The following is a 23,202-nucleotide window of genomic DNA, read 5'->3' on the forward strand; positions in this document are numbered from 1 at the left end:
ACCGGCGGGAGATCCTGGTGATACCGGTACTGGGAGACCTCCCTTGTCCGGCCGCCGAGCGAAAGTGTCATACCCGGCGAACCGGGCAGCTCATGGCCATACGCTTTGGCGGCTATATCCGATTTCTTCCGTTGTTTGGTTGAAGTCCTGGTGAATTCCCGGGTAGGCGATGTTCTCGACCAGGGTTTCTTCACTTTCCGCACGCATAATTCCGGCCGGTAGCCCGAACGTGTGCCGGAAGGAAAAAGAGTGCCGGGGTCTGTGCGTGCCCGCTTGGTCGGCGGTGGGATCGCGATCGCGGTCGTGACGGGGGTCGCGGTCGCGGTGTGGCCCGAAGGGGCTTCGGCGCAGGATCCGGAGATTCAGATTTCCCGTTCTGCGTGCGGGCAGGGCTGGGCGGATCCGCGGCCGGGCGTGCAGACTTTTCGCCTGCACAACACCGGGACCGTCACCGCCGAGGTGGATCTGATCGATCCGGCGACCGGGGTTGTTTACGGCGAGGTCGAGGGGCTGGGAAGCGGGACTATCCGGCCATTGCAGGTGACGCTTGGCAATGGGTCCTACGCATTCCGTTGCCTTCCTGAGGATTCGGCGGCGATTGTCGGGCCTGCGGTCACGGTGAGCGGCGGGGCTGAGCGCGGGCCGGGGGTCGCGCCGGTGACGCAGAATGATCTGCTCGGGCCGTTGAAGTCCTATCAAGCACAGGTGACGCACGGGCTCGAGCAGTTGGCTGCTGACGTCGGCAAGGTGAAGGAAGCCATTCGCGGCAACGATCGTGGTGCGAGTCAAGGTGCTTGGCTCGTGGCGCATCTTGACTACGAACGGCTCGGTGCGGCATACAACGCCTTCGGCGACTCGGACAAAGCCATCAACGGGACCGCTGACGGTAAGCCGGACGGGGTCAAGAGTTCGGAGTTCACCGGGTTTCATCGGCTCGAATCCGGGCTGTGGCACAACGAAGACCTCGCCGCCCTTGTTCCGGTGGCTGAGCAGTTGGACAGCGACGTGCAGAAGCTCTGCAAGTCCTTTGCGGACAGTCAGGTCGATCCGAACGACCTTGGCTTGCGCGCGCACGAGATCGTGGAGAACACCCTGCAATTCGAACTGACCGCTCGCACCGATTACGGCAGCGGCACCAATCTCGCCACCGCTCGCGCGAATCTCGAGGGGACACAGGCGGTCCTCGACGTGCTGCGTCCGGTGCTCGCTCCGCGCTATCCGGCACTGTCCAAGGTGGACAAGTGGATGGAGCGCACCAAAGCTGCCCTCGACAGCGCCAAGAAGCCGGACAACTCGTGGACGCCGGTGCGGCAGTTGTCCGCGGCGCAGCGGCAGAAGCTCAATGCCGACGTCAGCGAATTGACCGAGCTGCTCGCGCCGATCGCCGCGATCGCGGAGCCGAGGAGGACCTCGTGACGACGGAATCCTCTCGCCGCTCCTTCCTGCGCCGGACCGTCGTCGGCGCGGGCATCACCGCGGCGGCTGGGATCGGGGTGACTGCTAGCGCGAGCGAAAGCCAGAACACGGTTCCGTTCCACGGGCCCAAGCAAGCAGCGATTCTCCGCCAGCCACCCGCGCAGAGCATCGTCGCGTCCTTCGACGTGGTCGCTGAGAACCGTGCCGAATTGACCCAGTTGTTCCAGGAGATCACCGACCGCGCGCGGTTTCTCGCGAACGGCGGTGCTCCGGCCTCGCTCGGCATTACCGCCCCGCCCGCGGATTCCGGCGTGCTCGGGCCGGTGGTGCCGCACAGCGACCTCGGCGTGATCGTCGGCGTCGGATCGTCCCTTTTCGACGGACGGTACGGGCTGGCCGACCGCAAGCCCCAGAAGCTCAAGCCGATGACCATGTTCCCCAACGACGCGCTCGACGCCGCGCAGTGCCACGGCGATCTGTCGCTCACGTTGTCCGCGAGCGACACCGACACCGTGCTGCACGCGTTGCGCGACCTGACCCGGGCGACCCGCGGCGGGATGCAGGTGCGCTGGAAGATCAACGGCTTCAGCTCTCCGTCCCGGCCGTCCGGCACCCCGCGCAACCTGATGGGGTTCAAGGACGGCACCGCGAATCCGGGCGAGTCCGAAATGGACCGGCTGGTGTGGGTGTCCGGAGCGGGCGAGCCGGCGTGGACGACCGGCGGCAGTTACCAGGTGATCCGGCTGATCCGGATGCTGGTGGAGTTCTGGGACCGGGTGTCGATCGCCGAGCAGGAGAACATGTTCGGCCGCCGCCGCGACACCGGCGCACCGCTGGACGGGGCGTCCGAACAGGACGAACCGCGGTACGCCGACGATCCGATCGGCACCGTCATCCCGCTCACCAGCCACATCCGCAAGGCCAACCCGCGCACCCCGCAAACCGACGGAGAGCGGATCCTGCGCCGCTCGGTCAACTACGACCGCGGGGTGGACGCCAACGGCAACCTCGACATGGGTCTCGTCTTCACCTGTTACCAGCAGGATCTCGAGCGGCAGTTCGAAACCGTGCAGAAGCGGCTGATCGACGAACCGCTCGTCGACTACCTCTCCCCGTTCGGCGGCGGCTACTTCTTCGCGCTGCCCGGCGTCACCGGTCCCAGCGACCACTTCGGCCGGGCGCTCCTCGCCTGAGGCGCGTCCCGATCCCCACCCCGCGAAACCAGGAGGAATCCTCAGTGGACACAGCATTCGGCAGGCGGCGCCGTCGCCTGCTCGGCGCGGGCGCGCTCGCCTCGGCGGCCGTGCTCGCGATCGTCACCGGGTCCGCGGCGTCGTCCGCGCAGGCCCAGCCGCTGCACCCGCTGCCGGCGTCATGGCTGCCCACGCTCACCCCGATCAAGCACGTCGTGGTGATCTTCGGCGAGAACATCTCGTTCGACCACTACTTCGGCACGTACCCGAACGCCACCAACGAGAACGGCACCCCGTTCCAGGCGGCGAAGAACACGCCGAAGGTGAACGGCCTCGACGACAAGCTGCTCACCCGGAATCCGAACGCCTACAACCCGAAGCGGCTCGGGCCGGACCAGGCGCTCACCTGCGACCAGAACCACAGCTACGGCGCCGAGCAGGCCGCGTTCGACGGCGGCAAGATGGACAAGTTCGTCGAGAAGACCGAGACCGACAAGTGCAAGGGCCAGCCGGTCCTGTTCGGCGAGCCGGGCCTGGTCATGGACTACTACGACGGCAACACCGTCACCGGCATGTGGAACTACGCGCAGCACTACGCGCTGAGCGACAACTCGTTCAACACCGTCTTCGGCCCGTCCACCCCGGGCGCGATCAACCTGATCTCCGGCCAGACGCACGGGATCCAGGCGGTCGACCCGGTCACGCACGAGCCGAAGAGCGACTCCTACGTCGTCGCGTCGCCGGACGAGAACGGCGTCGGCACCGTGATCAACGACCCGGACCCGGCGTGGGACGACTGCTCGGACAAGAACCACACCGCGAAGGACAACCTCGGCGCGATGCGGGGCCGCAACATCGGCGACCTGCTGAACGACCGGCACGTCACGTGGGGCTGGTTCCAGGGCGGCTTCAAGCCGACCGGCACCGATAACGGCTACGCGGTCTGCGGGCAGAAGCACGCGAACATCGGCAATCAGTCCTCCGTGGACTACAGCCCGCACCACCAGCCCTTCCAGTACTACAAGTCCACTTCGAACCCGCACCACCTGCCTCCGTCGTCGGTGCGGGCGATCGGGCAGACCGACCGGGCCAACCACCAGTACGACACGAGCGACTTCGACGACGCGCTCAAGGCCGGTTCGATGCCCGCGGTGAGCTTCCTCAAGGCCCCGGAGTACCAGGACGGGCACGCGGGCTATTCCGACCCGCTCGACGAGCAGCGGTTCGTCGTGGACGAGATCAACAAGATCCAGCAGTCGCCGGAGTGGCGTTCGACGGCGATCGTGCTCGCCTACGACGACTCCGACGGCTGGTACGACCACGAGAACTCCAAGATCGTCAACGGTTCGCAGGACGCGTCGCAGGACCAGGCCGTGTGCACCGGTAAGCCGGCCGGGCTCGGCGGGCACGCCGACCGCTGCGGCTACGGCCCGCGGCTGCCGCTGCTGGTCGTCTCGCCCTACAGCAAGGTGAACTACGTCGACCACACCCGGACCGACCAGACCTCGGTGCTTCGGTTCATCGAGGACAACTGGTTCTCCGGCCGGGTCGGGAACGGCTCGTTCGACACTCGCGCGGGCGGACTCTGGAACATGTTCAACTTCTGGCGGCCGCAGGCGGGCAAGCTCCCGCTCGACCCGGAGACCGGGGCTCCGGCCGGGCGGCACTAGCTCGCGTTTCGCCTCGCGCACCGAAGGCCATCGGGTTTCGACCCGGTGGCCTTCGGCCGTTTCCGGGCCGGTCTCCCGTCCGCTCAGCGGGAAACGACGTGCGAATACCGCGATGCTGGAAATTTTCCAGTGCGCGGGAACTGTGCGCGCAGTCGCGGATTGGGCGCCGAAGGCGCCCGGGAAAGGACGGGATCCGGGACAAGAATGGAGTCGCGCTGCGCGGTCCGTCACTCGACACGATAGGGTAATCGCAGGCACATCCTGTAGAAGGTGAAGGAACGCGAATCATGGCGCAAAAAGTCCATGTCGAGATGGTGGACGACATCGACGGCAGCATCGCCGAGCAGACCGTCCCGTTCAGTCTCGACGGCGTGAGCTACGAGATCGATCTGTCCGAAGAGAACGCTGCCGCACTGCGGGAAGAGCTGGCCCGTTACGTCGCCGCCTCGCGCCGGGTCGGCGGCCGCAAGGTCCGGATGGCCGCCGGGCAGTCCCCGCGGCCGGCTTCGACCGCCGCGGACCGCGAGCGCAACAAGGCGATGCGCGAGTGGGCCGAGGCCAACGGTTTCACCGTGTCCGACCGGGGCCGGCTCCCGGCGGAGATCGTGAAGGCCTACGAGGAGCGCGACACCGAGGCTCCGGCCAAGCCGGCTCGCAAGCGCGCGACGCGCAAGAAGGCCAGCGCCTGAGCGTTCTTTTCGGCAGCTGTGCCGCGGGGGCCGCGGCTAGTGATCAGCGGTGCGGGCGCCGCCGGGATTCCCGGCGGCGCCCTTCTGGCTGCCAGGGGGAAATAGCGGTTTCCCCGCCGCGCGGCCGTGCCGGAAGCGCGTGGCGGCGGGCCGGGGAATCGATTTCCCGCGGTTAAGACTTGCCGAGTCCGAGCAGTGCGTCCAGGTCGATCTTGCCGCCGGCGGCGTCGCGGATCGCGCGCATCGCGTCGGCGGACGAGAGTTGTTCCCCGTGCTGGTCGGCGTGCGCGCGCAGCAGATTCCCGATATGCCGTTCCGGAACCGTCCATGTGGGCCAGCGGCGGCGGGCGATCGCGGCGAGCGCGGAAAAGTCCGGCGTGCCCGGGCCCGCGGTCGCGTCGAGCAGCCAGTGCAGATAAGTGCGCAGCACCGCGACCGGGAAACTGCCCGGATGGCTGAGCCCGCCGTGCCCGGGCACGAAGGTGCGGACGTCCGGGAACATTTTGTCGAGCCAGTCCAATGCGGTCAGCCAGCCCGGGATCGAGCCGTGCACGGCGAACGGCGTGGACCCGACCGACAGCAGGTCGCCGGTGAAGAGCGTGCCGGTGCGCGGTTCGAACAGCACGAGGTCGCCGTCGGTGTGCGCGGTCCCGGGGAATGGGACGACCTCCACGACGACTCCGCCGAGGTCCACCTCGACCGGTTCAATCACCGCGTGCACCGCGTCGGCCGGCGGCGCCTCGAGCTTGCCCCAGTTCGCGCAGGCGAAGATCTCCTCGTGGCACTGCGGTCCGGAGCGGATGATCGGCACCGCGGCGGGCGCGGCCAGGATCCGGCCGCCGTTGCGCAGCGCGACCCCGGCTCCGTTGTGGTGGGTGCCGTGCGCGTGGGTCAGCACGAGCGTGAGCGGCATTTCGCGGGTCGAGTACTTGCGGACGTCGCTGACCAGGTCGAGCGTGTCGCGTTCGGTGCCGCAGGTGTCGACGAGCAGAACCCCTTCCCTGCCCCGGATCCACCCGCAGTTGGACACCATCCAGTCGCTCGGGCTGCGCACGTAGGCCACGACGCTCGGGTCGGAATACCGGAGCGGGACGATATTGCGCCTGATGACGGGCATGGGATCCCCTCGTTGGCCACCGGACGGGAAATGATCACCGGAATGGTATAGACCAAGTCACCTGCTGTCAGCGGGGTGGAGACCATGCTCACGCGCGTGGTCCCGCGCAGTTCTCGCCTGTCCCGTTCCGCCCAGCTTCGCGCGCATCGTTGCCCCCGGCTCCGTCGGTGCCCGACAGCGTATACCCCGAGGCCGCGGTTTTCTCGATGGTCCACAGAGGACTGGTTTAGGGGTTGCTCACGTCCGGTGACCGCCGGATACCATCAGTGAGGCCGGCCGCGCCCAGCGCCACGGATTTCGCCCCGTGCCGGGCGAGCCGGATCGACACCGGTTCCCCGGACAGCAGCGGCCGTTCCCGCAGCGCTTCCCGTACCGGTTTCTCCAGCAGGGCCCAGGACTTGACCACCGAACCGCCGAGCACGCAGGTCGAGAGGCCGAGCAGCCCGGCCGCGTGCGCGATCGCCTGGCCGAGGAACCGGCCCGCGTCGGCGAAGACCGCTTGCGCGGCCTGGTCCCCGGCGAGCGCTTCCGCGGCGACGGACTCCGCGGGACGGGTTCGACCGGTCGCTTCGGCGTAGCGGCGGGACAACGCCCGTCCGGCCGCGTACGCCTCGAGGTGTCCGATCTGCCCGCAAGTGCAGCGTTCCTCCCCGTAGCGGCCGACGTGCCCGATCTCGCCTGCCCCGGTCGCGCCGCCGTACAGCAGCCGCCCGTCCACGAACAACGCGCCGCCGACGCCGGTCCCGACCGCTACGCCGAGCACGTTCCGCTCGCCCGGCAGCAGCTCGCCGAGCAGGAAGCCGTCGACGTCGTTGACGGTGCGCACCGGCACCCCGCCGAGCCGCGCGGACAGCTCGGCGTTGACCGGCGTGCCCGCCCATCCGGTGAACGAATCCCCGGTGACCAGCACTGTTCCGGTCACCGGGTCGACGACGCCCGCCGCGCCGACGCCGACCCCGGCGAGCGCCGCGCGGTCCGGCACCAGCGAGCTGACCAGCTCCGCCGCGCGGTCGAGGATCGCCGCGCCGCCCCGGTGCGCTTCCGAGGGCGCGGACGCCGACCCGAGTTCCCTGCCTTCCTCGTCGCACACCACCACCAGGGTTTTCGTCCCGCCGATGTCGACTCCGGCCCGCAACCCCGTCACGCCGCGGGGTCCGCGCCGGCCAGCGCCTCGCGCCGGCTTCGCTGCAGCTGCGGATCCGGCACCGGCGAGGAAAGCAGCAACGCCTGCGTGTATGGGTGTTCCGGAGTGCGCAACACCGTGTCCGCCGGCCCTTCCTCCACCAGTTCGCCCGCGCGCAGCACGGCCACCCGGTCGCACAGGCTGTCGACCACCGCCAGGTCGTGACTGACGAACAGGCAGCCGAAGCCGAACTCGCGGTGCAGCCGCCGGAACACCTCCAGCACCGCTGCCTGCACCGACACGTCCAGCGCGCTCGTCGGTTCGTCGGCGATCAGCAGCTTCGGGCCCAGCACCAGGGCGCGGGCGAGGCTCACGCGCTGCCGCTGCCCGCCGGACAGCTCGTGCCCGTACCGGTCGAGCAGGCTTTCCGGCAGCTCCACCGCGTCGAGGAGTTCCCGCACCCGCCGCCGGCGCTCGCCGCGGCCGGCCGAGGTGTGCACCACCAGCGGTTCGGCGACGGTCTGCGCGACCGTCATCCGCGGGTCGAGCGACGACGCCGGGTCCTGGAACACCGCGCCGATCTGCCGCCGGACCGCCCGCGCGGAACGGCCGGTGCCTTTCGGCAGCGGCCCGCCGAGCACTTCGACGGCGCCGGATTTCGGTGTGACCAGGCCCAGCGCGCAGTTCCCGAGCGTGGTTTTCCCCGAACCGGATTCGCCGACGAGCCCGACGATCTCACCGGGTGAGACGGACAGGGAAACGTCGTTCACCACCCGCCGTCCGCCGTACTCGACCACCACCTTCGACAGCGCCAGCACCGGCTTCCGGGTTTCTTCGCCCGCCGGTTCGTGCGAGAACGAACCCAGTTGCGGAACCGCGGCCAGCAGTTCCCGGGTGTATTCGGCCTTCGGCGCCTCGAACAGTTCTGCCGCCGGAGCTTCTTCGACGAGCTTGCCGTTCCGCAGCACCGCGACGCGGTCCGCGACATCGGCGACCACGCCCATGTTGTGCGTGATCAGCAGCGTCGCGGTGCCTTCGCGGTCGCGGATATCGCGCAGCAGGTCGAGAATCTGCTGCTGCACCGTGACGTCGAGCGCGGTGGTCGGCTCGTCCGCGATGATCAGCTTCGGTCCGGCGGCGAGCGCGATCGCGATCATCACGCGCTGCCGCAGCCCGCCGGACAGCTCGTGCGGGTACTGCTTGAGCCGCGCGGCCGGTTCCGGCACGCCGACGCGGTCGAGCAGTTCGGCGCACCGGTCGTAGTACCGGCGGTGGCGCAGCTTCTCCGGGTCGTGGTTGCGGATCGCCTCGGCGAGCTGGAACCCGATGGTCCGCAACGGGTTCAGCGCGGTCATCGGCTCCTGGAACACCATCCCGGCACCGGGCCCGCGCAGTTTCCGCAGGTCTTCGCCGCGCAGGTCGAGCACGTTCTGCCCGGCCAGCTCGATCGACCCGGCGACCCGCGCGGAGCCCGGCAGCAGCCCGAGCACCGCGAGCGCGGCCGTGCTCTTGCCGGAGCCGGACTCGCCGACCACCGCCACGATCTCGCCGGGCGCGACCGACAGGCTCAGCCCGTCGACCGCCGTCGCGCCGTCGGAATAGGACACCCGCAGGTCACGAATGTCCAGCACTGCTTCGCTCATCGTCGCCCCTTCACCGCGAACGCGTCGCGCAGCCCGTCGCCGAGGAAGTTGATCGCGCACACCACGAGGACGATCGCGATGCCCGGCGGCAGAATCAGCCACCACGCGCCGTCGAAGGTGTAGGTAATTCCTTTGGACAGCATCGCTCCCCAGTCGGTATTGGGGGCGGGCACGCCGAGGCCGAGGAAACTGACGTACGCCACGAGCAGGATCGCGTCGGCGATCTGGAACGTCGCGTTCACCACCACGGTGCCGATCGCATTCGGAATGATGTGCCGGAACACCACGCGCGTGCGGCTCGCGCCGAGCACGGTGATCGCGCGGATGTAGTCGCGTTCGCGCAGGCTCACCGTTTCCGCGCGCATCAGCCGCGCGGGCACCAGCCACGACACCGCGCCGATCAGCAGGGCCAGCACGCCGACGCTCGGGGTGACCAGCGTCGCGGCCACCAGCAGCAGGAACAGCGCCGGGATCGCGACGCCGGTGTCGACGATCCGCATCAGCACGGTGTCGAGCCAGCCGCCGGTGTACCCGGCGACCGCGCCCCACACCGCGCCGATCGCGGTCGCGATGAGCCCGGCGAGCACGCCGATGACCAGCGACGTCCGGCCGGCGACCATCAGCCTGCCGAGGACGTCGTAGCCGAGGTCGTCGGTGCCGAGCGGATGCCCACCGCCCGGCCCGAGGCGGGCCGAGGCGAGGTCGGTGTGGGACTGGTCGGTGCCGTAGAACACCGGCCCGAGGAAACAGAACGCCACCACGAGCAGCAGCAGGATCGCTCCGACGACGGCGGATTTGCGGGCAACCAGCCGCGAAAGGACAGTCACGACCGCGCTCCCTTCACCCGCACCCGCGGGTCGATCGCCAGCTGGATCAGGTCCGCGAGCAGGGAGCCGAGCACGGTCGCCACGGCGATCACGAGCACGACGCCCAGCAGCACCGGGAAATCGGCGGTGCGGGTCGCGGTCCAGAACAGCAGGCCGATGCCGGGGTAGTTGAACATCGATTCGACGACCAGCGAACCGCCGAACACCACCGGCACGTAGTAGCCGAGCATGGAAACCACCGAGGTCAGCGAGTTCGGCCAGACGTGCCGCCAGATGATCGTGCGCTCCGGCGTTCCCTTGGCTCGCGCGGTGCGCACGAAGTCCTCAGCGAGACTGTCCAGAGTGGAAGCCCGCATGTACCGGCTGAACGCGGCGAGCGCGGCCCCGGTCCCGGCGAGCACTGGAAGGACCAGCGCGCCTGGTTGGGACAGCAGTTCGCCGATCGTTTCGCCCTGCGCGGCCTGCGCCGGGAACCACGGCAAGACCTGCGCGAACAGGATGATCAGCACTAGCGACAGGAAAAACACCGGCGTCGCGTAGAGCACGAAGGTGATCGCCGTGGTGAGCACATCCGCGGTACGGCCGCGGCGAACCGCTTGCCAGACCCCGAGCGGGAGCGCGACGAGGATCGCGAGCGCGGTGGACACGACGGTGAGCAGCAAGGTTTTCGGCATCCGCTCGGCCAGCAGGGTGCTGACCGGCGAGTTCTGCGTGTACGACTCGCCGAGGTCGCCTCGCAGCAAGCGCAGCAGGTAATCCCAGTACTGCACCGGAAGCGGCTGGTCGAAGCCTTGCGCGTGGTTGAACGCGGCGATCTGCGCCTCGGTGGCCTTCACCCCGAGAACGCCGCGGGCCGGGCCGCCGGGCAGCAAATGCAGCAGCACGAACGTCACCACGGTGACCAGCAGCACGACCACCACGGCCAGCGCGAGCCGGCGGAGGATGTAGCGCGTCATGTCCTCACCTCGTCCAGAACCAGCGTTGCGGAAGCAGCTGGCCGGCCAGCGGGTCCTGGGAAACGCCGTGCAGCGCGGTGTCGATCGCCGAAACCTGGTACGGCGGATTCGGCAGCCACAGCACCGGGAGCTGCTCGGCCAGGTAAGCGCTGTACTCGAGCATCGCCCCGTTGTCCGACGCCAGGTTGGTGGCCGCGATCAGCTTGTCCGCCTTGGGATCGGTGTAGCCGCCGAAGTTCGTGCCCGCGCCGGTCGCGAACAGCTCCTCGCCGCTCGGGTTCGCCGAGAAGTACCAGCTGCCCTGAGTGCCGAAGTAGGACAGCTGCCAGCTGCACGACGGGTCCTTCGCTTCGCACGTGGTTCCGTTGGCCAGCACGGTGTTCAGCGGCTGCGCGTTGATCTTCATCTCGATGCCGATCTTCGACAGCTCCGAGCGCAGCTCCTGCATGGTGCCGTCGGTCTCGTCGGAACCGGATTCGGTCAGCATGGTCAACGACAGGCGGGTGCCTTGGGCGATGCCCTCACCGCATTTCGCCGGGTCCGCGCAGAGCAGGACGCCGTCCGAGCCGGGTTTCCAGCCGTGGTCGGCGAGCAGCTGCCTCGACTTGTCCAGGTCGAACGGGTACGGATTGGTTTTTTGCTTGGGCGACAGGTACTTCGTGTCGTTGTCCTGCGGGACCGGGCCGTAGCCGACGCGCGCGGCGCCGCGCCAGATCACCGAGGTGATGGCGTCCTGGTCGACCGCGTGCTGGATCGCCTGCCGGACATACAGCTGGGAGAACACCTTGCCCAGCTTCGGATTGTTGAAGTTGTACGGCGAATACGTGATGGACCAGCCGTTCCACGGTTCGACCCGGTAGCCCTGCTGCTCCAGCTTCGAACGCTGGCCGAGGTTCGACGTCGGCAGGTAGCCGTAATCGACGCCGCCCGCGCGCAGCACGTTGTACTCCGCCGAGGAGCTGGTGAAGGTCAGGAACCGGACGGTGTCGATCTTCGCCGGGTCCGGGCCGGTGTACTTCGGGTTCTTCCGCAGCGTCACCTCGCCGGACGTGGTGAACCCGGCCAGCGTGAACGGTCCGTTCCCGACTCTCCACAGTGGATTAGTCGCGTAGGTGCCGAGCTGTTTCGCTTGGCTCACCAGGAAATCGAAGACCTTCTTCGCGCCGCCGGGCGTGCGGTCGTGGTCGCCGACCGGGCCCGCGGCGCTGGTGCGGTCCCACGCGTGCGGCATCGGGACGATCAGGCTGAGCTGGTTGGCGGTGAACCAGTCCGGGTTGTACGCCTTGTCCAGGGTGAACGTGAACGTGCGGTCGTCCACGGCGCGGAAGCCGGTGATGCTGTCCGGGATCAGGCCCTTCGAATACTTGCTCCAGTTGTCCTTGCCCGCGCGGGCGAGGTTGAGCCAGAACTCGACGTCGCGGCTGGTCATCGGCTCGCCGGTGGACCAGGTCAGCGGCTTGAGCGTGATGGTCACGGTCTTGCCGTCGGGGGAGTAGCTCGGCGCGTTCGCGGCGCTCGCGGCGTCGTCGAGGGTGACCGAGCCGGAACTGGCGTCGTAGCTGTACAGGGGCACGTACATGGTGGACCGGATCATGCCGTTGTACGACCCGCTGTAGCCGGGAATCGAGAACGGCATGATCCAGTTCGGCGTCGCCGACGGGGGCATCGCGAACCGCACGGTCCCGCCGGTTTTCGGGGTGCCGGAACCGCCGCCGTGCGGTTCCCGGCCCGCCGCGCAGCCGGACAGCGCCAGCGCGGCGGCGAGCGTGACCCCGAGCGCGGCGCGCCACGGGCGTCGAGCCATTCGCATCACTTCCAACAACTCTGATGAAAGACCAGTGCCAGGTGCTATGCGGTGTCCTGGCTGTCGGGTAATCTCGCATGAGAGACGGGAATTGCCAAGAGTCCGGTCGCACAGTTTTGTTACATCAGTCCTGATGAAAGAGGTGACGCGGTGGATCCGGCCGGACCGCTGCGGCTGTTGTGGCTGGTCGCGCACGGCCACGCGACGTCGCGCATGGACCTGGCGCGAGCGCTCGGGCTGCCGCAATCGACGGTGTCGGTGCGCACGCAGGCGCTGCTGTCCGCCGGGGTGCTGACCGAGTCCGGCGAGGGCCGGTCCGCGGGCGGGCGGCGGCCGAAGCTGCTGTCGGTCAACGCGGAGTTCGGCCACGTCTGGGCCGCCGACGTCGGTTCGCGGCACGTGCGGATCGGCGCGCTCGACATCGCGGGCCACCTGCTCGAGGTGCACGAGCGGCCGCTGGACATCAGCCAGGAGCCGCGCGAACTGGTCGCCGGGCTCGCGGCCGCGGTGCGCGATGTGATGGCAGGCGCGGATTGCCCGGGCCGCGCGCTCGGTCTCGGCGTCGCGTTCCCCGGTCCGGTGGACGTCGACGCGGGCACCATCACGCTGCCGTCGCGGATGCCCGGCTGGCGTGGTTTCGCGGTGCGGGAAGCGCTCGCCGGGCATTTCGAGCTGCCGGTGGTCGTGGACAACGACGCGAACATGCTGGCGCTGGGCGAATCCGTCTCCGGCGCGCCCGGCCGGACGTTGCTGGTGGTGAAGGCCGGTACCGGCATCGGGTCGGGAATCGTGCTGGGCGGCGAGCTTTACCGCGGCCGGGCCGGGGTCGCGGGCGACATCAGCCATGTCCGCGTGCCCGCGGCCGAGGACCAGCCGTGCACCTGCGGGAATCGCGGCTGTCTGGAAGTGGTGGCCAGCGGCGCCGCGCTCGTCGAACAGCTGCGGGCGCAGGGATTGAAGCTGGAAACCACCGCGCAGGTGATGGCCACCGCCGAGGACGGACATCCCGAGGCGACCACGGCCGTGCGACGCGCCGGGCTGCGGCTCGGCGAGGTGCTGGCCACGGTGGTCAACTTCAGCAACCCGGACGAAGTGCTGCTCGGCGGTGCGTTGTCCGGTTCGGAAGCGTTCGTCGCGGCCGTACGCGGCGCGCTGTACGAACGGTGTCTTCCCTTGGCTACCCGGGAACTGCGGATCGACCGGGTGCGCTTCGGTGCGGACGCGGGACTTTACGGCGCGGGCGCGCTCGCGCTGGACGCGGTGTTCGAGCAAGCGATCAAACGGAGTGGACGATGAAGAAGCTGCGGGTCGGGATCACCGGAATCGCCATCGAATCGAGTACCTTCTCGCCGCATCGGTCCACTGTGGACGACTTCCGGGTGCTGCGCGGTTCCGCTTTGCTTGCCCGCTACGACTTTCTCGACGCGGACTGGGCGCGCGATGTCGAGTGGGTGCCGCTGGTCGACGCTCGGTCGCTTCCCGGCGGCGCGGTCACCGAGGAGGCTTACGCCGAGCTGTCCGGGGAAATCCTGGACCGGCTGCGTTCGGCGGGCGAGCTGGACGGGTTGTTCTTCGACATCCACGGTGCGATGAGCGTCGTCGGACGGTCCGATGTGGAGGCTTCGCTCGCGCAGGAGATCCGGTCCATTGTCGGCCCGGACGTCCTGGTGTCGGCGTCGATGGACTTGCACGGCAACGTTTCGCGGGAACTGGTCACCGCGCTGGACCTGATCACCTGCTATCGGATGGCCCCGCACGAGGACGCGTGGGAGACCCGCGAGCGGGCCGCGCGGAATCTCGTGTCGCGGCTGCGGTCCGGCGGCCGGCCGAAGAAGGCGTGGGTGCAGGTTCCGGTTCTGCTGCCGGGGGAGAAGACCAGCACCCGGCTCGAACCGGCGAAGAGCGTTTACGCGGCAGTGGATTCCGTGGAAGCGCTGGACGGAGTGCTGGACGCGGCGATCTGGGTCGGCTACGCGTGGGCGGACGAACCGCGCTGTCAGGCCGCGGTGGTGGTGATGGGCGACGACGTTCCGCTGATCACCAAGGAAGCCGAGCGGCTCGCACAGTCCTATTGGGACGCTCGGCACGATTTCGCCTTCGTCGCCCCGACCGGCACTCTGCCGGAATGTCTTGCCCAGGCGGTGGCTTCGGCCTCGAGGCCGTTCTTCATCAGCGATTCCGGCGACAACCCGACCGCTGGCGGTGCCGGGGACACGTCGTGGAGCCTTGACGTCCTGCTCAACACACCGGCCATTGTGGACTCTTCACTGACCACTTTGTACGCGGCCATTGTGGACCCCGAAGCCGTCGCGGCGGCCGTGGAAGCCGGAGTCGGGGCGACGATTTCCGTGGCACTGGGCGGAAAGGTCGACTCCGGGCCGCACGGTCCGGTCGCGCTCACCGCGCGGGTGGAGGCGATCGACGCCGACGATCCGGTGGCCGGAACCGCGGTGGTGCTAGCCGTCGGCGGCCTGCGGGTGATCGTGACCGCACGGCGCAAGCCGTATCACCTCGAATCCGACTTCCACGCGCTCGGCCTGCGCCCGCGCGAGGCGGACGTGGTGATCGTGAAGATCGGCTACCTCGAGCCGGAGCTGTACGACATGGCCGAGGACTGGCTGCTGGCCCTCACCCCCGGCGGCGTCGACCAGGACCTGCTCCGGCTGGGCCACTCCGGCATCGTCCGGCCGATGTTCCCGTTCGACCCCGACATGGCGGCTCCTTCGCTCATCCCCGAGATCTTCTGAGCACTCTGAGTAGTCAGCGTCGGGCCAGTCCGTAACCCGCCTCGGCGCTGACCTGCTTTCGAGGATGCTGGCTTGACAGGCAGGTATTTGCCTGCCTTACTGTATGTGTGCAACCTGACCTGGACAAAGTGTTCAAGGCGCTGGCGGATCCGACCCGCCGGTACCTGCTCGACCAGCTGCGCGAGGACAACGGGCAGACGCTGGGCGAGCTGTGCCGCCGGCTGGAGATGACGCGGCAGTCCGCGACCCAGCACCTCGCCGTGCTGGAGGCGGCGAATCTGGTGAGCAGCGTGCGCCGCGGCCGGGAAAAGCTGCACTACCTGAATCCGGTGCCGCTGCACGAAATGCAGGAGCGGTGGGTGAACCGGTTCGAGCAGCCGCGGCTGCGGATGCTCAGTGCCGTCAAACGTCGAGCAGAGGAAGCCATGAAGCCGAGTTTTGTGTATGTGACCTACATCGAGAGCACGCCGGAGAAGGTGTGGCAGGCGCTCACCGACCCCGAGCTGACCGCCCAGTACTGGGGCCACCGCAACGAATCCGACTGGCAGAAGGGTTCGCGGTGGGCGCACGTGCGGGCCGACGGGTCCGGGGTGGCCGACGTCGAGGGGGAGGTGCTCGAGGCGGTCCCGCCGAAGCGCCTGGTCACCACTTGGCACGAACCGAACGGCCCGAAGGGCCGGGAGCCGTCCCGCGCGACGTTCGACATCGAGCAGCACGAGGGCATCGTCCGGCTGACGGTGACGCACGAGGACCTGCCGGACGAGAAGGCGCACCAGGACGTGTCCGGCGGCTGGGCGGCGGTGCTGTCGAACCTGAAGTCGCTGCTGGAGACCGGGCACGTGCTGCCGCAGGCTCCGTGGGAGATGCTGTGACCGCCGCGGAATAGATCAGCGGCAGGGCGCGTTGGGGTCTTGTGAGTGGCGATGCCGGTTCCCACCGGCGTAAACGCTCACGAGGCCCCTTTCGCTTGTGCGGCCGGAACCGATGCGCTACTCTCACCGCATACCCCAGGAAGTCGGCCCCGCCGCCCCGGGGTTCCGCCCCTCCGCCAGCGTGAGTTCACGCGACGAGGATTGGCGTCTTTCCCGAAGCTCGTCGCCTGACCCGCTTCGTCTCATCCGGCGGTCCGCGTTCCGCGTCGACTGTCCCCGCTCAAGGAGCCCAAACCATGACACAGCAAGGAATTCTCGACCTCCACGGCAAGACCGCCACCTTGGGATACGCCCCCGGCGGCCCGTCCGTGCCACAGTCCCTGATCCGCACGCACGGCCTGCGCCGCGGCGACGAACTCGTCCTCGACGACGGCGAACTCGTCTCGGTCAACGGCCGCCCGCCCGGAGAAAAGCGTCCCGATTTCGACCAGCTCACCCCTGTTCACCCGAACCAGCGACTGGTCCTCGAAACCAGCCGCCACCAGCTCACCACGCGCGTCCTCGACCTCGTGGCACCGCTGGGCAAGGGCCAGCGCGCCCTGATCGTCGCCCCGCCGCGCACCGGGAAAACCACTGTGCTGCAAGCGATCGCGCAAGCAGTAGCGGTCAACCACCCGGAGGCGCACCTCATGGTGCTGCTCGCCGACGAACGCCCCGAAGAAGTCACGGACATGACCCGCTCGGTGCACGGCGAGGTAGTCGCGTCCACTTTCGACCGCAAACCGGCCGAGCACACCGCCGTCGCCGAACTCGCCTTGGAACGCGCGAAACGCCTGGTCGAAACCGGCCGAGACGTCGTGCTGCTGCTGGATTCCCTGACCCGCCTCGGCCGCGCGTACAACCTCGCCGCCCGCACCTCCGGCCGCATCCTGTCCGGCGGCGTCGACGCCAGCGCACTGCACCCGATGAAGAAAATCCTAGGCGCGGCAAGGAACATCGAGGACGGCGGCTCGCTCACCATCATCGCCACCGCACTGGTCGGCACGGGCTCGCTGGCGGACACGGTGTTCTTCGAGGAACTGAAAAGCACCGGCAACTCGGAGCTCCGCCTCGACCGAATGCTCGCCGACCACCGCGTGTTCCCGGCAATAGATTTCTTCGGCTCCGGCACCCGCCGCGACGAGCTGCTCGTCCCGCCGCAGGAGCTGGCGGTGATGAACGAGGTCCGCCGCGCACTGTCCACACAGGACCCTAAGCGGGCCGCGGAACAGTTCCTGGAACAGGTCCGCACGACGAAGTCCAATGCGGAATTCATCGCCCGGCTGAACGCTTCGCTGGCGGTCCCGACGGCCGAAGCCGCCTGAGGCGAACGCCTGCACCAGGACCCCGTTCGTCGCGGTCAATCTCGAGGAAGACCCAGCGCTGACCGACCACCTCGGCCGAGCCGGATTCGACCTCAAGGCACCCGACCGAACTGTCCGTCCTCGGATCAGGGAACCGTCACCAGCCACCGATCCGACCGCCGACGCAGGTACCCCCACCAGTACCCCGCCGAAGCCACCAGCACCCCGGCCGTGATCGCCAGGTCGAGCAGGCTCTGCGAAACCAGCACGTACCCCAGCGCCAGCACCACGACCACCGGCACCACGGGCCACCCGGGCATTCGCCACACGTGTGGACGTCGGTGGGCCGGCCGCCGCGCCCACAGCACGCTCACCGCGATCGCCAGGTACAGCGCCACCACAGCCACCCCGGTCACGCCGCTCAGCGTTTCCACCGGCACGAAACACAGCACCGCTTCCGAAACGCCGACCACGAGCGTCGCCACCCACGGCGCGCCGAATCGCGGGCTCACCACGCTCAACGCGCGATTCACCGGTTCCGGCCAGGCGTGATCCCGGCCCGACGCGTACAGCACGCGCGAATTCTGGATCACCATCACGATCACCGCGTTCACGATCGCCGCCGCGATGCACAGGCTGACGATCGTGCCGAACGTCGAACTGCTCCAGCTCACCACGAGCGCGGTCAGATCGAGGTTCCCGAGCGTCGCCAGATCCGGCACGCCCAGCGTGATCGCCACGACCGGCACCAGGATGACCACCGCGCTGACCCCGAGCGTCCAGAACACAGTCCGCGAGACCGTCTTGTGCGGCTCCCGCATTTCCTCCGCGAGATACACCGCGGTCGAGAACCCCTGCACCACGAACAACGCCACCGCCAGCCCGGCGATCACCGAGACCAGCGCGATCGGGTGCACGCCGTCCATGCTGGGCCGCACGAGCACCGCGGCCGGGCGGTCCGTGTGCGCGAATCCGAGCACCGACACCACGACGATCGCGACGATCTCGATCACCAGGAATATCCCGGTCAGCCAGGCGTTCGAGCGCAGGTTCACCAGGCCCATCCCGGTGGACGCCAGCATCACCAGCGCTCCCGCCACCGACGGATCGACGTGCACGAGCACGGCCAGGTAGTCGGCGACGCCAATCGCGATGATCGGCGGCACCACCAGGATCACGATGAACGACAGCATGAAGGTGATCCACCCGGCGAACCGGCTGACCACTGTGGACACCATGGCGTACTCGCCGCCCGAACTGGGGACCAGCGTGCCGAGTTCGGAATAGCAGAACGCGATTCCCACGCACAGCAGCACGGCGAGCCCGATGGCCAGCGCGGTGCCGGTGCCGAGCGAGCCGAACAACGGCGGGACGAGGACGAACAGCGACGACGCCGGGGTCACGCAGCTGAGCGTCAGCAGAGTTCCGCCGCCGACCCCGATTGATCTGGTCAGCGAGCGGCGCGCGGGCGAACCGGCGGCAGTGTCGGTCTGGACGGGGACCGGATGAGGCGGCATGGGGATCCCTCCGTCGGCGGCGCTTGAGTTCGACGGATGGAACAGGACGGATTTGCCGTTGTCAACGCCGGAAAGACGACGAAATCCGTTGTCGGACCCGCGGGCAGACGGCCCATCTGGACACTCAGCGCGACGATCTGCCACGCCCCCGGTTGCCCGCGAGGGGGCCGACCCGAGATGATCCCGGGATGCAGAGCCAGGACCCGAACCGGCCCGCGCCGCCGGTGGTCGACGACATCTCGAAGCAGATCATCGCCCAGTTGCAAGAGGACGGACGGCGGCCGTACGCGACGATCGGCAAGGCCGTCGGACTGTCCGAGGCGGCGGTCCGCCAGCGGGTGCAGCGGCTGTCCGATTCGGGCGTCATCCAGATCGTCGCGGTGTCGGATCCCTTGCAGGTCGGGCTTTTCCGCCAGGCGATGGTCGCGATCACCGTCGACGGCCCGCTCGATCCGGTCGCCGACGCACTGGCCGAAATGGACGAGATCGACTACGTCGTGCTCTGCGCCGGCCGCTTCGACGTGCTGTGCGAGGTGCTCTGCGCCGACGACGAGGCGCTGCTCGACGTGATCTCCAACCGCATCCGGACGCTGCCCGGAGTGCGCACCGCGGAGACGCTCGTGTACCTCAAGCTGCGGAAACAGTCGTACCAGTGGGGCACGCACCGGCGGTGACGACGAAATCCGAAGGTCTGTCCCGATGAGACTGCTGAAATTAGTCGTTGTGGGTGGTAGCGACGACTGATCCGCTTGCCAAGCAGCGGCGGCTCGTGCGATAACCGAGAAGTCCGGCCGGTACGCCATGGTGCGTGCCGGCAGCTTCGAGGCCCGTTTCGAGGAGCCATGACCACGACCGCCGAACCCGCCGGGATCGCCACCGTCCAGGGCGCCGCCGCATCCGACCACCTCTGGCTGCACTTCACCCGGCACAGCCAGGCCGAGCACTTCCCGGTGATCGTGCGCGGCGAGGGCGCCTACGTCTGGGACGACACCGGCAAGCGCTACCTCGACGGTCTCGCCGGGCTGTTCGCGGTGCAGGTCGGCCACGGCCGCGAGGAACTGGCCGAAGCCGCCGCGCGCCAAACGAAACAGCTCGCGTACTTCCCGCTCTGGGGGCACGCGCATCCGCCCGCGCTCGAACTGGCCGAACGCCTGGCCGCCGCGTCGCCGGGCGACCTCAACCGCGTGTTCTTCACCGTCAGCGGCGGCGAATCCGTGGAAACGGCGTGGAAACTCGCCAAGCAGTACTTCAAGCTGACCGGAAAACCCACTAAGCACAAGGTGATCAGCCGCGCGCTGGCGTATCACGGCACCTCGCAGGGCGCGTTGTCCATCACCGGAATTCCGGGCGCGAAGGCCGATTTCGAACCGCTCGTGCCGAGCACTCTGCGCGTGCCGAACACGAACTTCTATCGCGCACCCGAGCACGCCGACGATTACGAGGCTTACGGCCGCTGGGCTGCCGACCAAATCGAACAGGCCATCGAATTCGAGGGCGCGGACACGGTCGCCGCGGTATTCCTCGAACCCGTGCAAAACACCGGTGGCTGCTTTGTCCCGCCGCCCGGGTATTTCGAACGAGTCCGCGAGATCTGCGACAAACACGACGTGCTGCTGGTCTCCGACGAGGTGATCTGCGCGTTCGGCCGGATCGGCTACGATTTCGCGGCCAAACGGTACGGCTACCAGCCGGACCTCATCACCACCGCCAAGGGGCTGACCTCGGGTTACACGCCGCTCGGCGCGGTGCTGGCGAGCGAGAAGCTGATGGAGCCGTTCGCCGGCGGCGAGGCGACCTTCATGCACGGCTCGACCTACGGCGGCCATCCGGTTTCGTGCGCGGTCGCACTGGCCAACCTCGACCTGATCGAGCGCGAAAACCTTTACGGCCATGTGCTGGAAAAGGAAACCGCCTTCCGGGCGACCCTCGACCGGTTGGCCGATCTGCCGATCGTCGGCGACGTCCGCGGCACCGGTTTCTTCTACGGCATCGAACTCGTCAAGGACAAATCGACCAAGGAGACCTTCACCGCCGAGGAATCGGAACGCATTCTGCGCGGTTATCTCTCGAACGCACTGTTCGAGGGCGGTCTCTACTGCCGTGCCGACGACCGCGCCGAGCCAGTGGTCCAGCTGTCGCCGCCGTTGATCTGCGACCAGCCGCAGTTCGACGAGATGGAGCAGATTCTGCGCGAGGCGCTCACCGGAGCGTGGAAGTTGCTCTGACGCCCGCTGCCGCGCGGGTTGTCCCGCTACGCTGATCTTCGTTGCCTACCAACGGGAGGAAAGCGCGTGGCGGAGTGGAATGACCTGGTCGCCTACATCAGGCAGACCTACCGGGTGATCCGGGACGACCCGGGCGAAATCCGGATCCGGGTCCTGTTCGGCGACGACGCGGAGACGACGGGACGCGCGCAGGTCGTGGTGATCGCCAGGGAGATTTTCGACCAGCGCGAGGACTGGGTGCAGATCGCGACCCCGTTCGCCCGCGTGGACGAGGTGGATCTGCTCACCGTGCTCACCGAGGTAGGCCAGACGCTGGTGGTCGGCGGGCTCGTGGTGATGGGCGAGCACCTCGTGCTGCGGCATTCGCTGCCGCTGCTGAACCTCGACCTCAACGAGTTCACCGATCCGCTCGAACTCGTCGCCGGTTCGGCCGAGCTGCTGGAACAGCAGTTCACCGGGCGTGACGACTACTGAGCTGGCGGAACGGCGAACAAGCGGGGCCCTGATCCGATCAGGGCCCCGCTTGCCGCCGGCTCAGTACAGCTGCGTAATCGGCGGCCGCACACCGTCCATCCTGGACTGGACTTCCGGCTCGACCGCCGGGCAATGCTTGCCGCGGCCCGGGAACGCGGCGTCCATCAGGAACGCGTCCGCGGCGTCGGTGACGCACTGGCTCTTCTTGAAGTACGCGCCGTGGCCCCAGCCCTCGTAGGTGAGCAGCGGCGCGCCGGACTGCTGCGCCGCGCGCACCGCCCAGCTGTACGGCGTGGCCGGGTCGTAGCGGCTGTTCAGGATCAGCATCGGCACGCCCGGCCGGATCGACAGCGGGTGCTGCGGGTTGCGCACCGGGCTCGGCCAGCCGGCGCATCCGGCCGCCGCGGTCCAGCCCAGCGGCGAGAAGTGCAGGTCGGGCGAGACCCGGGAGAGCGCGCGCCGGTAGTGCTCGAGCTGCGAGTAGCTGTCGATCGGCAGCCGCCAGTCGGAGCAGAAGATGCTGGCGAACGGGTCCGGGATGGGGAGGTCGTCCTTGGCGAAGGCCGCCGCGGCCGGTTTCCCGGCGCGCAGGTCGACCAGGCTCTTCGCGAGCTTGTCCCAGGTAGGACCGTAGAAGTTCCGCGAGACGAGGCCGACGAACGCCATCGGGTCGAGCCGGTCGTCCGGGGTGCCGAGTTCGCCGCGTTCGGCGCGGGCGTACAGGTCCGCCACCACCGCGCGGACGTTCTGGCCGTGCAGCGCGCACGACGTCGTCCGGTCGCACCAGCCGGTGAACTGCTCGAACAACTCTTGCGTGGCCTGGGTTTCCGCCCGCAGGAATTCCCAGGTGCCGCGGATGGAGTGGTCCATGTTGCTGTCGAGCACCAGCGCGCGCACCCGGTCCGGATACGCCTCGGCGTACTGCTGGCCCATCAGCGTGCCGTAGGAAACGCCGTAGTAGGTGAGCTTCTGGTCGCCGAGCGCGGCGCGGATCGCGTCCATGTCGCGCACCACGCTGCGCGTGTCGGAGCGGCTGGCGAGCGGCCCGGTGATCCGGTCGCAGCTGCGGCCGAGCGCGCGGTTGTACGCGAGCAGCTGCTGGAATTCGCCGGAATCCTTCGGCAGCACCGGGTTTTTCGCGGTGATCTCGTCGAGCCCGCACTGGATCGCGGTGCTTTCCCCGACCCCGCGCGGATCGAACCCGACCGTGTCGAACCGCGCGGCGACCTTCGGCGACAGCGACCAGCCGCTCTGCACCTCGCCCGCACCCGCGCCGCCCGGCCCGCCGGGATCCATGAGCACCGAACCGATCCGGTGCGCGGGATCGGTGGCCTTGCGCCGCGCGAGCGCGAGCTGAATCGTGCCGTCGCCGGGACGGTCCCAGTCGAGCGGCACGGTGAGCTTGCCGCACTCGACCCCCGGCGCGGTAGGACACGGCTTCCAGTCGATGGCGGCGGGCGCGGCGCTCGCCGGCGCCGCGGTGAACAACGTGACCGCCGCGACGGCGGCGACGGCCAGTTTCCTGCCCAGACCCAATGCCCTGCCCCTTCGGCGTGAACTGGAGACGTCAGAGCCCTCGATCTTGC

The 23,202-nt window shown here is 68.7% G+C and carries 19 protein-coding genes; 11 read left to right on the plus strand and 8 right to left on the minus strand.

The features are described from left to right. The first annotated feature begins 303 nt into the window (after positions 1 to 303). From F9C11_RS15535 to F9C11_RS15550, 4 genes are all read left to right on the plus strand, one after another. Positions 304 to 1,416, plus strand: coding sequence for an EfeM/EfeO family lipoprotein (locus tag F9C11_RS15535; protein ID WP_409185568.1), 1,113 nt, complete (start codon positions 304 to 306; stop codon positions 1,414 to 1,416). Next, positions 1,413 to 2,609 carry a Dyp-type peroxidase gene (locus tag F9C11_RS15540; protein WP_409185569.1) on the plus strand — a complete coding sequence of 399 codons (1,197 nt, stop codon included), beginning with the start codon at positions 1,413 to 1,415 and terminating at the stop codon, positions 2,607 to 2,609. The genes F9C11_RS15535 and F9C11_RS15540 overlap by 4 nt, the downstream gene beginning before the upstream one ends. Positions 2,610 to 2,653: 44 nt before the next feature. Further along, entirely contained in the window at positions 2,654 to 4,279 is a 1,626-nt protein-coding gene (locus F9C11_RS15545; RefSeq protein ID WP_409185570.1) for a phospholipase C, read from the plus strand. A gap of 287 nt (positions 4,280 to 4,566) precedes the next feature. After that, positions 4,567 to 4,968 (plus strand): Lsr2 family protein, encoded by a 402-nt coding sequence (locus tag F9C11_RS15550; protein WP_009082354.1) that lies wholly within the window; start codon positions 4,567 to 4,569, stop codon positions 4,966 to 4,968. Positions 4,969 to 5,140: 172 nt separating this feature from the next. On the opposite strand, the gene F9C11_RS15555 is transcribed toward F9C11_RS15550, so the two are convergent. From F9C11_RS15555 to F9C11_RS15580, 6 genes are all read right to left on the minus strand, one after another. Then, positions 5,141 to 6,085, minus strand: coding sequence for an MBL fold metallo-hydrolase (locus F9C11_RS15555; RefSeq protein WP_409185571.1), 945 nt, complete (start codon positions 6,083 to 6,085; stop codon positions 5,141 to 5,143). 226 nt (positions 6,086 to 6,311) lie between these two features. Next, positions 6,312 to 7,229, minus strand: a complete 918-nt coding sequence (locus F9C11_RS15560) for an ROK family protein (protein ID WP_409185572.1) — start codon at positions 7,227 to 7,229, stop codon at positions 6,312 to 6,314. Further along, positions 7,226 to 8,851, minus strand: coding sequence for a dipeptide ABC transporter ATP-binding protein (locus F9C11_RS15565; RefSeq protein WP_409185573.1), 1,626 nt, complete (start codon positions 8,849 to 8,851; stop codon positions 7,226 to 7,228). Before F9C11_RS15565 ends, F9C11_RS15560 begins: the two co-directional genes overlap by 4 nt. Next, positions 8,848 to 9,678, minus strand: coding sequence for an ABC transporter permease (locus F9C11_RS15570; protein ID WP_409185574.1), 831 nt, complete (start codon positions 9,676 to 9,678; stop codon positions 8,848 to 8,850). The genes F9C11_RS15565 and F9C11_RS15570 overlap by 4 nt, the downstream gene beginning before the upstream one ends. Beyond that, the gene (locus F9C11_RS15575) at positions 9,675 to 10,634 is read right to left on the minus strand and encodes an ABC transporter permease (RefSeq protein WP_409185575.1); all 960 of its coding nucleotides are present in this window, start codon (positions 10,632 to 10,634) and stop codon (positions 9,675 to 9,677) included. The genes F9C11_RS15570 and F9C11_RS15575 overlap by 4 nt, the downstream gene beginning before the upstream one ends. 4 nt (positions 10,635 to 10,638) lie before the next feature. Then, positions 10,639 to 12,438: a peptide ABC transporter substrate-binding protein gene (locus F9C11_RS15580; RefSeq protein WP_409185576.1), complete on the minus strand. Its 1,800-nt coding sequence runs from the start codon at positions 12,436 to 12,438 to the stop codon at positions 10,639 to 10,641. A gap of 150 nt (positions 12,439 to 12,588) precedes the next feature. On the opposite strand from F9C11_RS15580, the gene F9C11_RS15585 reads away from it, so the two are divergent. The 4 genes from F9C11_RS15585 to rho all read left to right on the plus strand — a co-directional run bounded on the left by F9C11_RS15585 (position 12,589) and on the right by rho (position 17,421). After that, positions 12,589 to 13,734 (plus strand): ROK family protein, encoded by a 1,146-nt coding sequence (locus F9C11_RS15585; RefSeq protein ID WP_409185577.1) that lies wholly within the window; start codon positions 12,589 to 12,591, stop codon positions 13,732 to 13,734. Then, positions 13,731 to 15,185, plus strand: coding sequence for a M81 family metallopeptidase (locus F9C11_RS15590; RefSeq protein WP_409185578.1), 1,455 nt, complete (start codon positions 13,731 to 13,733; stop codon positions 15,183 to 15,185). Before F9C11_RS15585 ends, F9C11_RS15590 begins: the two co-directional genes overlap by 4 nt. Positions 15,186 to 15,292: 107 nt before the next feature. Next, on the plus strand, positions 15,293 to 16,057 hold the full coding sequence (locus tag F9C11_RS15595; protein WP_409185579.1) for an ArsR/SmtB family transcription factor: 765 nt from the start codon (positions 15,293 to 15,295) through the stop codon (positions 16,055 to 16,057). Positions 16,058 to 16,353: 296 nt separating this feature from the next. Next, positions 16,354 to 17,421 carry a transcription termination factor Rho gene (gene rho, locus F9C11_RS15600; protein ID WP_409185580.1) on the plus strand — a complete coding sequence of 356 codons (1,068 nt, stop codon included), beginning with the start codon at positions 16,354 to 16,356 and terminating at the stop codon, positions 17,419 to 17,421. A gap of 125 nt (positions 17,422 to 17,546) precedes the next feature. Here rho and F9C11_RS15605 read toward each other — a convergent pair whose 3' ends face one another. Next, positions 17,547 to 18,917, minus strand: coding sequence for an APC family permease (locus F9C11_RS15605; RefSeq protein ID WP_409185581.1), 1,371 nt, complete (start codon positions 18,915 to 18,917; stop codon positions 17,547 to 17,549). Positions 18,918 to 19,105: 188 nt separating this feature from the next. Between F9C11_RS15605 and F9C11_RS15610 the strand changes: the two genes are divergently transcribed. The 3 genes from F9C11_RS15610 to F9C11_RS15620 all read left to right on the plus strand — a co-directional run bounded on the left by F9C11_RS15610 (position 19,106) and on the right by F9C11_RS15620 (position 21,616). Further along, positions 19,106 to 19,591, plus strand: a complete 486-nt coding sequence (locus F9C11_RS15610) for an Lrp/AsnC family transcriptional regulator (protein WP_409185582.1) — start codon at positions 19,106 to 19,108, stop codon at positions 19,589 to 19,591. A 168-nt stretch (positions 19,592 to 19,759) separates the two neighbouring features. Beyond that, positions 19,760 to 21,142: an aspartate aminotransferase family protein gene (locus F9C11_RS15615; protein ID WP_409185583.1), complete on the plus strand. Its 1,383-nt coding sequence runs from the start codon at positions 19,760 to 19,762 to the stop codon at positions 21,140 to 21,142. Between the two features lie 66 nt (positions 21,143 to 21,208). Beyond that, entirely contained in the window at positions 21,209 to 21,616 is a 408-nt protein-coding gene (locus tag F9C11_RS15620; RefSeq protein ID WP_409185584.1) for a hypothetical protein, read from the plus strand. 60 nt (positions 21,617 to 21,676) lie between these two features. Here F9C11_RS15620 and F9C11_RS15625 read toward each other — a convergent pair whose 3' ends face one another. Further along, positions 21,677 to 23,152, minus strand: coding sequence for an alpha/beta hydrolase (locus F9C11_RS15625; protein ID WP_409185585.1), 1,476 nt, complete (start codon positions 23,150 to 23,152; stop codon positions 21,677 to 21,679). Positions 23,153 to 23,202 lie beyond the last annotated feature (50 nt).

The sequence above is a fragment of the Amycolatopsis sp. VS8301801F10 genome (genome assembly GCF_046195355.1).
Classification (GTDB): Bacteria; Actinomycetota; Actinomycetes; order Mycobacteriales; family Pseudonocardiaceae; genus Amycolatopsis.

Bases quoted from the DNA above. Each gene is read 5' to 3' on its own strand.
- F9C11_RS15550 (WP_009082354.1), top strand. From the start codon at position 4,567: ATGGCGCAAAAAGTCCATGTCGAGATGGTGGACGACATCGACGGCAGC.
- F9C11_RS15555 (WP_409185571.1), bottom strand. From the start codon at position 6,085: ATGCCCGTCATCAGGCGCAATATCGTCCCGCTCCGGTATTCCGACCCG.
- F9C11_RS15565 (WP_409185573.1), bottom strand. From the start codon at position 8,851: ATGAGCGAAGCAGTGCTGGACATTCGTGACCTGCGGGTGTCCTATTCC.
- F9C11_RS15575 (WP_409185575.1), bottom strand. From the start codon at position 10,634: ATGACGCGCTACATCCTCCGCCGGCTCGCGCTGGCCGTGGTGGTCGTG.
- F9C11_RS15580 (WP_409185576.1), bottom strand. From the start codon at position 12,438: ATGGCTCGACGCCCGTGGCGCGCCGCGCTCGGGGTCACGCTCGCCGCC.
- F9C11_RS15590 (WP_409185578.1), top strand. From the start codon at position 13,731: ATGAAGAAGCTGCGGGTCGGGATCACCGGAATCGCCATCGAATCGAGT.
- rho (WP_409185580.1), top strand. From the start codon at position 16,354: ATGACACAGCAAGGAATTCTCGACCTCCACGGCAAGACCGCCACCTTG.
- F9C11_RS15605 (WP_409185581.1), bottom strand. From the start codon at position 18,917: ATGCCGCCTCATCCGGTCCCCGTCCAGACCGACACTGCCGCCGGTTCG.
- F9C11_RS15610 (WP_409185582.1), top strand. From the start codon at position 19,106: ATGCAGAGCCAGGACCCGAACCGGCCCGCGCCGCCGGTGGTCGACGAC.
- F9C11_RS15615 (WP_409185583.1), top strand. From the start codon at position 19,760: ATGACCACGACCGCCGAACCCGCCGGGATCGCCACCGTCCAGGGCGCC.